Origin of the sequence: Pseudooceanicola profundi (assembly GCF_050897955.1) — a bacterium.
Classification (GTDB): Bacteria; Pseudomonadota; Alphaproteobacteria; order Rhodobacterales; family Rhodobacteraceae; genus Pseudooceanicola.
This window is the reverse complement of record NZ_JBPAXZ010000001.1, coordinates 577,787-590,099: the sequence shown is the minus strand read 5'-3', so window position 1 is coordinate 590,099 and position 12,313 is coordinate 577,787. Positions and strand designations below refer to the sequence as shown.

Genomic DNA, 12,313 nt, shown 5'->3' with positions numbered 1-12,313 from the left:
CTTCTGTTTACCACTTTCCGTCCAAGCTGCAGCGCGGCGAGGAAACCGGCTTGACAATTGCTCATCGCTAACATGAGTATTTGTCCACTAAGTGAGCAAATGTTCACACCAATGGGAGGACGACCATGTCACTGAATTTCCGCGCTCTGATGGGCGCGTCTGCTGTTGCTGCCCTTACCGCAGGTACGGCCTGGGCCGAAACGACGATCACCGTCGCGACCGTGAACAACGGCGACATGATCCGCATGCAGGGCCTGATGGACGATTTCAACGCGCAGCACCCCGACATCAAGGTCGACTGGGTTACGCTGGAAGAAAACGTTCTGCGCCAGCGGGTTACGCAGGATATCGCCACCAATGGCGGCCAGTTCGACGTGATGACCATCGGCACTTACGAGGTTCCGATCTGGGCCGCGCAGGACTGGCTGGTGCCGCTGGAGGGCATGCCCGAAGGCTATGACGCCGACGATTTCCTGCCCGCCATCGCGGGTGGTCTGAAGAAGGACGGCAAGCTCTACGCCGCGCCCTTCTACGGGGAATCCTCCATGGTCATGTACCGCAAGGACCTGATGGAAAAGGCCGGGCTGGAAATGCCCGATGCCCCGACATGGGAGTTCATCAAGCAGGCCGCCGACGCCATGACCGACAAGGAGGCCGAGGTCTACGGCATCTGCCTGCGCGGCAAGGCCGGCTGGGGCGAGAACATGGCCTTCCTGACCGCCATGGCCAATTCCTACGGCGCGCGCTGGTTCGACGAGGACTGGCAGGCCCAGTTCGATCAGCCGGAGTGGAAGGCCGCGCTGGACATGTACATGGACTTGATGACCAATGACGGCCCTCCGGGTGCCTCCACCAACGGGTTCAACGAAAACCTGTCGCTCTTCCAGCAGGGCAAATGCGGCATGTGGATCGACGCGACGGTTGCGGCGTCTTTCGTGACCAACCCTGACGATTCCACCGTGGCCGATCAGGTCGGGTTCGCGCTGGCGCCGGACAATGGTTTGGGCAAGCGCGGCAACTGGCTCTGGGCCTGGACACTTGGCATCCCCGCGGGGTCTGACGCGCCTGAGGCGGCGAAGACCTTTATCAGCTGGGCCACCTCCAAGGGCTACACCGAACTCGTCGCCTCCAAAGAGGGCTGGGCGAACGTGCCCCCGGGCACCCGCACCTCGCTTTACGAGAACCAGGAATATCTGGATGCGGCGCCCTTCGCGCAGATGACGCTCGAGTCGATCCTCGCGGCCGATCCGACCGCACCGACGGTCGACCCGGTGCCCTATACCGGTGTCCAGTTCGTGGCGATCCCGGAATTTGCCGGCATCGGCACGCAGGTCGGTCAGGAATTCTCCGCCGCGCTGGCCGGTCAGCAGACCGTGGATCAGGCGCTTGATAAGGCGCAGGCCCTGACGACCGACGAAATGGAAGCTGCGGGGTACTGACCCCGCGCCTTCCCCCCGGGGCCGCACTTAGGGGCGGCCCGGGACAAATGCCCTGCGTCTCCCTCCTCTAGCGCGGGCAGGTCGGCCGGACCCGGTGCGGTCCGGCCCCACCAAACTCAAAGACCGGTGACGAGGTATCCCGATGGCAACTCAGCATTCCCGCAGCGCCGCGCGCCTCATGATGGCGCCTGCCGTGATCCTGCTTCTGGGCTGGATGCTCGTGCCGTTGGTCATGACGCTCTATTTCTCCTTCATGGATTACCGGCCCTTGCGCGGCATCACCGAATGCTGCGTCGGTTTCCAGAACTACGAACGCTTCATCACCTCGTCGTCCTTCCTCGACAGTATCGTGGTCACGCTGACCATGGTGGGCGGCATCCTCGCCATCACCGTGATCGGAGGCATCCTGCTGGCCATGCTGCTGGACCAGCCGATCTGGGGGCAGGGGATCGTGCGGATCCTCGTGATCGCGCCCTTCTTCGTCATGCCAACCGTGTCGGCGCTGGTCTGGAAGAACATGTTCATGGACCCGGTGAACGGGATCCTCGCGCATATCTGGCGCTTCTTCGGGGCCCAACCGCATGACTGGCTGTCCCAGTCGCCGCTCTTTTCCATCATCCTGATCGTGTCGTGGCAATGGCTGCCCTTCGCCACGCTGATCCTGCTGACCGCGATCCAGTCGCTGGACAGCGAGCAGCTGGAAGCGTCGGAGATGGATGGCGCCGGGTTCCTGTCCCGTTTCTGGTACATTGTCCTGCCGCATCTGGCGCGGGCGATCACGGTGGTGATCCTGATCCAGACGATCTTCCTGCTGTCGATCTTTGCAGAGATCTACGTGACGACGCAGGGATCGTTTGGCACCCGGACACTGACCTACCTCGTCTTCCAGCGCGTGCTGGAGAGCCAGAACGTCGGGCTCGGGTCGGCCGGGGGGATCCTTGCGGTCATCCTCGCCAATATCATCGCCATCTTCCTGATGCGGATCGTGGGGAAGAACCTCGATGCGTGAGATTGGATCCAGCAACACCCGTCCGAGGTCTGAAATGAGGGCTGCGCCGATCCGAGGGGTGGCGCAATTGCGCCGCCCCGTGGGGGCGGGTCGGCGCAGCCCGGCGTGCCGCCGGGCGGGACGCATGATCGATGCATCGCAGACCCTCTTTACCGGAGATATCTGACCCATGGCCCGCGCACAGACCACCCAACGCAAGGTCATCGCGACCGCCGCCGCCTGGATCATCGGGCTGGCGATCTTCTTCCCGATCCTCTGGACGATCCTGACCTCCTTCAAGACCGAGGCAGACGCCATCGCCAACCCGCCCAAATTCCTGTTCTTCAACTGGACGCTGGAGAATTACGGCGTCGTGCAGGACCGGTCCGACTATACCCGATACCTGTGGAATTCCATCGTGATCGCCGGCGGCTCCACCCTGCTGGGGCTGATCGTGGCCATCCCCGCCGCCTGGTCCATGGCCTTTGTGCCGGGCAGGCGGACCAAGGACATCCTGATGTGGATGCTCAGCACAAAGATGCTGCCGGCGGTGGGCGTGCTCTATCCGATCTATCTGGTGATGATCAAACTCGGGGTGCTCGACACCAAGGGCGCGCTGATCGTGGTGCTGATGCTGATCAACCTGCCGATCATCATCTGGATGCTCTACACCTATTTCAAGGAAATCCCGGGAGAGATCCTCGAAGCAGCCCGTATGGACGGCGCCACCCTGCGGGAGGAGATCATCCATATCCTCACGCCCATGGCCATCCCCGGCATCGCCTCGACCCTGCTCTTGAACATCATCCTGGCCTGGAACGAGGCCTTCTGGACGCTGAACCTGACGGCCGCCAAGGCAGCCCCCCTGACGGCCTTCATCGCCAGCTATTCCAGCCCCGAGGGCCTGTTCTACGCCAAGCTCTCGGCGGCCTCGACCATGGCCATCGCGCCGATCCTGATCACGGGCTGGTTCAGCCAGAAACAACTCGTCCGGGGCCTGACCTTTGGCGCCGTGAAATGACCGTCCTCAAGTAGCGAAGCGGTAGGACAGAACACGTCCTCAAGAAGCAAAGCGGTAGGACAGAACAAGTCCTCAAGTAGCGAAGCGGTAGGACATAAAAGTACTAAGGGAACAACCCAATGGGACGTATCACACTCGACAAGGTGACCAAGAGCTTCGGCGACATTCAGGTCATCCCGCCGCTGGATCTGACCATCGACGACGGCGAATTCGTGGTCTTCGTCGGCCCCTCGGGCTGTGGCAAATCCACCCTTCTGCGCCTGATCGCGGGGTTGGAGGATGTGACCACCGGCCAGATCCGCATCGACCGCGAAGATGCCACCCATCTGCCGCCCGCCAAGCGCAAGCTGGCGATGGTGTTCCAGTCCTACGCGCTCTATCCGCATATGTCGGTGCGCAAGAATATCGCCTTCCCGCTGAAGATGGCGGGGATGGACAAGGCCGAACAGGATCGCCGGATCGAGGCGGCGGCAGAGGTGCTGAACCTTACCGATTACCTCGACCGCCGTCCCGGCCAGCTCTCGGGCGGTCAGCGGCAGCGGGTCGCCATCGGGCGGGCGATTGTCCGTGAACCGGCGGCCTTCCTGTTCGACGAGCCGCTCTCGAACCTCGACGCGGCGCTGCGGGTTGGCATGCGGCTGGAGATCTCGGAGCTGCACAAGCGCCTGACCACCACGATGATCTACGTCACGCATGACCAGGTAGAGGCGATGACCATGGCCGACAAGATCGTCGTCCTGCAGGCGGGCCGGATCGAACAGGTCGGCACGCCGCTGGAGCTCTACCGGACCCCGCGCAACATCTTCGTCGCGGGTTTCATCGGCTCGCCCAAGATGAACCTGATCGGCGGGGCGGAGGCGGCCAAGCACGACGCCCAGACGATCGGCATCCGTCCGGAACACCTGACCATCAGCGCGGAGGGGGGCGACTGGACCGGCAAGGTCGGCGTGTCGGAACATCTGGGCTCCGACACTTTCTTCCACGTCACCGTGCCCGGCTTTGCCGAGCCGCTGACCGTCCGCGCCTCTGGCGAGGTCGATCTCCATTACGGCGACACGGTGCATCTGACGCCGGAGATGCAGCACCTGCACCGGTTCGATGCAGAGGGGCTGCGGATCGAATGATGGCCATTGCGGGAACGAAGCTGCGGCTCTGCCTGCAACTGCAGGGCAGGACGCTGGTCTGGGACGGTCATGGCTGCGCCACAACCTGTCCGTCGAACGGTCGCATGTCTGCGGGCACGCGGACCAGCCAACCCAATTTCGGATAAGAGGACCGGACGGATGAATCTGTCAAACGCCACCCTTGCCGCGCTTCCCGCAGAGGTGAAGCGGCCCGAATACGACCGCGCCGCCCTGACCCCCGGCATCGTGCATATCGGGCTTGGCAATTTCCACCGGGCGCATCAGTCCTGGTATCTGCACCGGCTGATGCAGGCAGGGCTGGCGCAGGACTGGGCCATCATCGGTGCCGGTGTCCGCCCCTATGACGCCGCCATGCGGGACAAGCTGCTGGCGCAGGACTGCCTGACCACGCTGATCGAGCTCGACCCCTCGGGCCGGTCGGCCGAAGTCGTTGGCTCGATGATCGACTACCTGCCGATCGAGGAGGGCAATGGTGCCCTGATCCAACGCATGGCCGGGCCCGATATCCGTATCGTCGCCCTGACGGTGACCGAGGGCGGCTATTACATTGACCCGGCGACCAAGGGGTTCGACGCGGCCCATCCCGATATCCTCCATGACGCGGCCAACCCGGCGACGCCCCGCACGGCATTCGGTGCCATCATCGCCGCACTGCGCCTGCGTCGGGATGCGGGCACCGGCCCCTTCACCTGCCAGTGCTGCGACAACCTGCAGGGCAATGGCGATGTGCTGAAACAGACCGTGGTCTCGCTGGCCCGGCTGTCGGACCCGGCTCTGGCGGACTGGATCGCCGCCAATTGCACCTTCCCGAACTCCATGGTCGACTGCATCGTCCCCGCCACCGGACCGAAAGAGCTGGCACTGGTCCGTGACCTGGGGATCGAGGATCACTGCCCCGTCACCCATGAGAATTTCCGCCATTGGGTGATCGAGGATGATTTCTGCGCCGGGCGGCCTGACTGGGACAGGGTCGGTGCGATCTTCACGCCCGACGTGCATGCCTTTGAAATCATGAAGATCCGCATCCTCAACGGTGGCCATCAGGTGATCTCCGACGTGGGCGAGGTTCTGGGGATCGAGACAATCTCGGGCTGTATGGAAGCCCCCCGCGTCCGCGCGCTCTTCCACAAGGTCGAGACGCAGGAGATCATGCCCCATGTCCATGCCGTGCCGGGCTATACGCCCGAAGAGTATGTCCGGCTGATCGAACGCCGCTTCGCCAATCCGGCCATCGTCGACACGACCCGGCGGGTGGCCTTCGACGGCTCCTCCCGCCATCCCGGCTTTGTCCTGCCTTCGGTCCGGGACGGGCTGGCAGCCGGAACGCCGGTGGAGGGGCTGGCCTTTGTCTCAGCCTGCTGGGCGCGCTATTGCACGGGGGTGCGGGAGGATGGCTCCACGGTCGAGCCCAATGACCCCTTCTGGGCCGACCTCACAACGGTGGCCGAAAAGGCAAAGGCAGAGCCCATGGCCTGGCTGCACCAGCGCCAGATCTACGGCGACCTCGCCGAGGAGCCGCGCTTTGCAGAGCCCTTTGCCAAATGGCTGACGATCATGCATCACGACGGTATGGACGCAGCACTCGACGCCTATCTGGAGTAGATCATGAGCTATCTCGGGCTGGACCTCGGCACCTCAGGGCTGCGCGCCCTGCTGATCGACGGCGAGGGCCGCCCGCTGGGTGCCGCCGAACGCGCCTTTGCCGTCTCCAACCCGCATCCGGGCTGGTCCGAACAGGACCCAGCCGCCTGGGTCATGGCGCTGGAAGAGGCGGTGGCGGAGCTTGGCACGCGCTTCCCGCTCTCTGACCTGAAGGGCATCGGCGTCGCGGGCCATATGCATGGCGCGACGCTGCTGGACGATCAGGGCGCGGTGATCCGCCCCTGCATCCTCTGGAACGACACGCGCAGCCATGCAGAGGCCGCGGTGCTGGACGCCATGCCGCAGGTGCGTGACCTTTCCGGCAATATCGTCTTCCCGGGCTTCACCGCGCCGAAACTCGCATGGGTCCGGGCGCATGAGCCTGAGAATTTTGCGCGGGTTACCAAGGTCCTGCTGCCCGCCGCCTATATGAATTTCTTCCTGACCGGCGATCACGTCGCCGACATGTCCGACAGCGCCGGGACCTCCTGGCTGGACGTCGGCGCGCGGGACTGGTCCGAGGTGCTGCTGAAGGCCGGGCATATGCGCCGGGACCAGATGCCGCGCCTTGTCGAGGGCAGCGAAAAGGCCGGGGTCCTGCGCCCCGAACTTGCCGCGAAATGGGGACTGCCGGAGGGCGTCACCGTGGCCGGGGGCGCGGGTGACAATGCCGCCGCCGCCTGTGGTATCGGTGCGCTGGGTGAGGGGCAGGGCTTTGTCTCGCTTGGTACCTCCGGCGTGCTGCTGGCCGCCCGCGACGGATATCGCCCGGCGGCTGCGACGGCCCTGCACACCTTCTGTCATGCCGTGCCGGGGCAGTGGTACCAGATGGGGGTGATGCTGTCGGCCACGGACAGCCTGAACTGGCTGGCCCAGATCACCGGCCGCAGCCCCGCCGCGCTGACCGCCGATCTGGGCGCGCTGCAGGCCCCCGGGCCGGTTCGCTTCCTGCCCTATCTCTCGGGCGAACGGACGCCGCATAACGATGCCGCCATCCGGGGCTGCTTCACCGGCCTCTCCCGTTCGACCGGGGTGGCGGAGATGACCCGCGCCGTACTGGAAGGCGTGGCCTTCGGGCTGCGCGACACGGCAGAGGCGTTGCGCGGCACCGGCGCCGACCTCTCGGCGCTTTTCGCCATCGGCGGCGGCGCGGCGTCGCGCCACTGGGTGGAGATGATCGCGACTGTGCTTGGCGTGCCGATGCTTATGCCGGAAGGACGGGAGTTTGGCGCGGCCCTTGGCGCTGCACGGCTGGGCCTCTGCGCCGCCACGCGGGCCGACCCGGCGGCGGTCATGACCCCGCCGGCGGTGGCCGAAACGGTTGCGCCAGTGGCCGCGCTGAAGCCCGCCTTCGACGCGGGATATGAGAAATTCCGCGCCGCTTATCCGGCGATCCGAGAGGTCCAGTGATGATCCTGTGCTGCGGCGAAGCCCTGATCGACATGATCCCCGCGCCGGCCGGAGACAGTATCGGCTTTGTCCCCCATGTCGGCGGCGCGGTCTTCAACACGGCGATTGCCTTGGGGCGGCTGGGGGTGGAGGTTGGCATGATCTCCGGCCTGTCGCGGGATCTCTTCGGCCAGCAGCTGACGGAGGCGCTGAGCGCCTCCATGGTGGGCACGCAAGGTTTGATCCTGTCGGACCGCCCCACCACGCTGGCCTTCGTCCGGATCGAGGACGGGCAGGCGAGCTATACCTTCTACGATGAGAACTCGGCCGGTCGCATGCTGGAGCCTGCCGATTTCCCGGCAGAGATCGAAGCAGAGGCGCTCTATTTCGGCGGCATTTCCCTGGCCTGCGAGCCGGGGGCGGAGGCCTATCGCGCCTTCATGGCGGCCCAGCGGCAGGGCCGCGCCGTGATGATCGACCCCAATGTGCGGGCAGGGTTTGTGCCGGACCGTGCCCGCTACACGGCCCGCATCGCGGCGATGATGGCGCAGGCGGATATCGTGAAGCTGTCGGATGAGGACCTCTTCTGGCTGATGCCGGGGACGGAGCCGGTGGCGGAGAAGGCGGCGCAGATCCGGGCCTCCGGCGCGGGGATCGTCATCGTCACCAAGGGGCGCGACGGCGCGGTGGCCTGGCTGCCGGACGGCACCGAGGTCTCCGTCGCGGCGGAGGATGCCGTGGTTGTCGATACGGTCGGCGCGGGCGACACGTTCAATGCGGGCGTCCTGGCGAGCCTGCAGGGGCAGGGGATGCTGACCGGCGCGCGGGTGCGCCATGTGACGGCGGATCAGCTGCGGGTAGCGCTGGAGCATGGCGCCCGGGTCGCGGCGGTGACGGTGTCACGCGCCGGGGCCAATCCGCCCTGGCTGTCGGAGCTGGGGTGAGGGGGGCGCGCCCCAATCGATCTAAGCGAAAAAGCGTACCATCGATCATATGTCCCGCCCGGCGGTAACGCCGGGCAGCGCCCGACCCGCCCCCCAGGGCGGGCGCTCATGCGCCCTCCCTCGGGTCGGGCGCTGCCCTTCTTTCTTCCTTCGAAACCGGCTGTGCCCATTTGGCACTTCTCACACCGTCTCCCCCGCCGCAATCGTCGGCGCCGCTGCATTCAGCGCCGCCATCGCAAATCCCGCCGCCTGCTTGTAGCCCGCCATGTATTCCGCCCGTTCCTCCGGCGGCACGACGGCGTCGATCTCTTCGAACTCCCCGCCGCAACGTTCGTCGACGAGGTTCAGCAGACCAAACGGACCCGCCCCCCGGTTGCGCAGCACCAGCGCCGAAACCTTCTCACAAAGCTGTTCGTCATAGGCCCGGAGCGCCCGCGCGCCCAATCCATGGTCCAGCAGCCTCGCCCCCAGAACCCGTGCATCGACCACCGCCTGGCTCGCGCCGTTCGACCCCGTGGGATACATGACATGCGCCGCATCGCCCATCAGTGCGACCGGCCCGTCGACCCAGCTGGGCACCGGATCGCGGTCGATCATCGGGTATTCCCAGACATCGGACGCCCCGTTCAGCAGCGCCGGCACATCCAGCCAGTCATAGCGCCAGCCCGCGAAATGATGTGCGAAATCAGAATGCTGCACCTTGCGGTTCCAGTCGCCCTCGGGCCAGCCGGCGGAATTGTCGACCGTAACCTCGGCGATCCAGTTCATCACCTGCAAGCCAGTCGCCGGATCGGGATGAGAGATCGGGTAGAGCACCATTCGGTGGTCATGCCGCCCCAGCCCGACAAAGGAGGATCCGGTCCGGATCGGCGTAGTCAGAGAGGTGCCGCGCCAGAGGATCGCGCCGCCCCAGCGGATCGGCGGCTGGTCGGGATACATCTGCGCCCGCACGGCGGAATGCAGCCCGTCCGCGCCGATGAGCAGCGGCGCGAACCGGTCCTCGACCCCGCCGTCCTTCCGCGTGATCTCCACCGTCACACCATCGCCGGACCGCCGGTAGCCGGTGACCCTGGCCCCAAGCCGCACCACATCCGGCCCGGCGCGGTCGCAGAGCACACGGTAGAGCAGCATCTGCAGCTGCCCCCGGTGCACGGCATATTGCGGCCAGTGATAGCCAGCGCGTTCGCCGCGCGGCTCGGCATGGATTTCCTGTCCGCGCAGCGACACCAAAGCCCATTCCAACGCCGGAAGGCCGATCCCGTCCAGATCGGCGCGGGTGATCCCCAGCTCCATCAGCTCCCGCACTGCATTGGGTTGCAGGTTGATGCCGACGCCCAGCGGCTTCAGCTCTGCCACCTGTTCATAAATCCGGAAGGGCAGGCCGATCTGATGCAGGGTCAGCCCCATGACCAGCCCGCCGATCCCGCCGCCCGCGATGATGATCTCGTCCATAGGCGCCTCCCTCTCTGGCCATGGGTCATACCATCCCCGGAGGCCAGATCAAACGTGCCAGCGGGAGCGGAAGATATCCGACCAAACAAGTCGGGATTGACTTGTCCAAGTCAAACAGTCAGGTATTGGGCAAGCAACGGAATCGACCAAATGCCCGACACCGCCCAGATCACCGGACCCCAGACCCATGCGCATTGAGCGCGGGGCCGCTGCCGTCGGCCAGATCGCGCTCCTGCCGGAGCGGGAGGCCTGGTGGGTCCGCACGCTGCGGCTGTGGTGTGACGGGGCAGCAGGGCAGGCAGCGCTCAGGGATCAGCTGACGCTGCGCCTTGGCGTGGCACAGGCGGATACCTTCATGGACCGGACCGGCGATCTGCTGACCCTCTGCACCCAATACGCCCGCCGCCCGCTGCTGCGCCATGCACTGTCCTGCGACTGCGTCGGCGCGGATGAGGCGGTCTTTGCCCTTTTCACCGCCACCGCCGCGCAGGACCGGGAAGAGGCGATGATGATCGCCTGCCTGCTGCTGCGCGCCGATGTCGTGCCAATTGCCGTATCTCTGGCCCAGACGCTGGGCCTCGACCTCGACAGGGCGCAGAGACGCCCGGACTACGCTGCCCCGCGCGGGCGGCTCAATTGACCAAAGACCCGAAGGGACATCTCATGCCACGTAACCTGACCGCAGCATCGCTCCTTGCCCTGACCGCCGCCCTGCCGGCATTCGCCCAGGACGCGCCGGAGAAATCCGCCGTGCTGACCACCTACGCCAATATCGCGGAGGCCGGCTATTCCGATGCGCTGACGTCCGCCAAGGCGCTGAAGGGGGCCGTCGACGCCCTGCTGGCCGAGCCGACGGAGGCAAACCTGACCGCCGCCCGCGCCGCCTGGATCGCGGCCCGCGTGCCCTATCAGCAGACCGAGGTCTTCCGCTTCGGCAACCCGATCGTGGATGATTGGGAGGGCAAGGTGAACGCCTGGCCGCTGGACGAGGGGCTGATCGACTATGTCGACCCGACCACCGGCGGTGCCACGGATGAAAACCAGTATGCCGTGCTGAACGTCATCGCCAACCCGACCTTCACCCTGTCCGGCGCAGAGATCGACGCGACGGAGATCACGGCGGAGCTGCTGTCCGACACCCTGCACGAGGCTGACGAGGTGGAGGCCAATGTCGCCACCGGCTACCACGCCATCGAATTCCTGCTCTGGGGGCAGGACCTGCACGGGACCGAACATGGCGCGGGCGAACGTCCTGCCACCGATTATGCTGCGGGCGAGGCCTGCACGGGCGGCAATTGCGACCGCCGGGGCGCCTATCTGACGGCGGCGACCGATCTGCTGATCTCCGATCTGGAGTATATGGCCGGGGCCTGGGGTGCCGAAGGCGAGGCGCGCAGCGCCGTGATGGCCGATGAGGATGCCGGAATATCCGCCATGCTGACCGGCATGGGCTCGCTCTCCTACGGCGAACAGGCGGGCGAGCGGATGAAGCTGGGCGTCATGCTGAACGACCCGGAAGAGGAGCATGACTGCTTCTCCGACAACACCCATAACAGCCATTTCTACGACGCCATGGGCATCCGCAACGTCTATTCCGGCGAATATGTCGGGATCGACGGGCGGGTTGTCACCGGGCCGTCCCTGTCCTCGCTGGTCGCTGCTGCCGACCCGGCGGTGGATGCGGCCCTGACGGCGGCGCTGGATCACACGATGGGCGAGATGTCCCAGATGAAGGCGGCGGCCGAGGCGGGCTATTCCTACGACCAGATGCTGGCGCGCGGCAATGGCGACGGTGAGGCGATCATCATGGCTGCGGTGGAGGCTCTGGTCGCCCAGACCGCCGAGATCGAGCGCGCCGTCTCTGCCCTGTCGCTCGACCAGATCGGCTTTGAAGGCTCCGACAGCCTCGATAACCCCAACGCCGTTTTCCAGTAAGGACTTGAGACGATGATCGTCTGCCATTGCAATGCCATCACCGACCGCGACATCCATGCCGCCATCGACTGGATGCGCGCTGCGGATTCGCAGACGATCATCACCCCGGGAAAGATTTACCACGCATTGGGCAAGAAACCTGATTGTGGCGGTTGTCTGAGCCTGTTCATCGATACCATGGCGAAATCCGACAGTCTGGGGGTGCCCGCCGTGCTGACGAACCTGCGTCCGAAAAGGGGCCGGTTCGTAAGTAAGTGATAGAAACACTTAGGTAATATTTCTGGAATCATTCTAAGTTTGGCTTGTGCCGGACCCGGTCATTCGATTATTCTGATCCGGTCACGCAAAAAAGGAATGAC

At 65.4% G+C, this 12,313-nt stretch carries 11 protein-coding genes; 10 read left to right on the top strand and 1 reads right to left on the bottom strand.

Going from position 1 to position 12,313, the window contains the following annotated elements; all coding sequences use genetic code 11:
- The first annotated feature begins 125 nt into the window (after positions 1-125).
- The 7 genes from ACRARG_RS02855 (at position 126) to ACRARG_RS02825 (ending at position 8,567) form a co-directional block, all read left to right on the top strand.
- Complete coding sequence (locus ACRARG_RS02855) at positions 126-1,439, top strand: ABC transporter substrate-binding protein (RefSeq protein ID WP_432688467.1); 1,314 nt, start codon at positions 126-128, stop codon at positions 1,437-1,439.
- 142 nt (positions 1,440-1,581) lie between these two features.
- On the top strand, positions 1,582-2,448 hold the full coding sequence (locus ACRARG_RS02850) for a carbohydrate ABC transporter permease (protein ID WP_432688466.1): 867 nt from the start codon (positions 1,582-1,584) through the stop codon (positions 2,446-2,448).
- A gap of 169 nt (positions 2,449-2,617) precedes the next feature.
- On the top strand, positions 2,618-3,448 hold the full coding sequence (locus ACRARG_RS02845; protein ID WP_432688465.1) for a carbohydrate ABC transporter permease: 831 nt from the start codon (positions 2,618-2,620) through the stop codon (positions 3,446-3,448).
- 119 nt (positions 3,449-3,567) lie between these two features.
- Positions 3,568-4,572 carry an ABC transporter ATP-binding protein gene (locus ACRARG_RS02840; RefSeq protein ID WP_432688464.1) on the top strand — a complete coding sequence of 335 codons (1,005 nt, stop codon included), beginning with the start codon at positions 3,568-3,570 and terminating at the stop codon, positions 4,570-4,572.
- Between the two features lie 159 nt (positions 4,573-4,731).
- The gene (locus tag ACRARG_RS02835) at positions 4,732-6,195 is read left to right on the top strand and encodes a mannitol dehydrogenase family protein (protein WP_432688463.1); all 1,464 of its coding nucleotides are present in this window, start codon (positions 4,732-4,734) and stop codon (positions 6,193-6,195) included.
- 3 nt (positions 6,196-6,198) lie between these two features.
- Positions 6,199-7,644 carry a xylulokinase gene (gene xylB / locus ACRARG_RS02830; protein WP_432688462.1) on the top strand — a complete coding sequence of 482 codons (1,446 nt, stop codon included), beginning with the start codon at positions 6,199-6,201 and terminating at the stop codon, positions 7,642-7,644.
- Entirely contained in the window at positions 7,644-8,567 is a 924-nt protein-coding gene (locus tag ACRARG_RS02825; protein ID WP_432688461.1) for a carbohydrate kinase family protein, read from the top strand. The genes xylB and ACRARG_RS02825 overlap by 1 nt, the downstream gene beginning before the upstream one ends.
- A gap of 180 nt (positions 8,568-8,747) precedes the next feature.
- On the opposite strand, the gene ACRARG_RS02820 is transcribed toward ACRARG_RS02825, so the two are convergent.
- Entirely contained in the window at positions 8,748-10,019 is a 1,272-nt protein-coding gene (locus tag ACRARG_RS02820; protein WP_432688460.1) for a flavin-dependent oxidoreductase, read from the bottom strand.
- Between the two features lie 187 nt (positions 10,020-10,206).
- On the opposite strand from ACRARG_RS02820, the gene ACRARG_RS02815 reads away from it, so the two are divergent.
- From ACRARG_RS02815 to ACRARG_RS02805, 3 genes are read left to right on the top strand one after another with little or no spacing between them, the layout of a single operon-like run.
- Positions 10,207-10,659 (top strand): hypothetical protein, encoded by a 453-nt coding sequence (locus tag ACRARG_RS02815; RefSeq protein WP_432688459.1) that lies wholly within the window; start codon positions 10,207-10,209, stop codon positions 10,657-10,659.
- A gap of 23 nt (positions 10,660-10,682) precedes the next feature.
- Complete coding sequence (locus ACRARG_RS02810; RefSeq protein ID WP_432688458.1) at positions 10,683-11,954, top strand: imelysin family protein; 1,272 nt, start codon at positions 10,683-10,685, stop codon at positions 11,952-11,954.
- A 12-nt stretch (positions 11,955-11,966) separates the two neighbouring features.
- Positions 11,967-12,212 carry a (2Fe-2S)-binding protein gene (locus ACRARG_RS02805; RefSeq protein WP_432688457.1) on the top strand — a complete coding sequence of 82 codons (246 nt, stop codon included), beginning with the start codon at positions 11,967-11,969 and terminating at the stop codon, positions 12,210-12,212.
- Positions 12,213-12,313 lie beyond the last annotated feature (101 nt).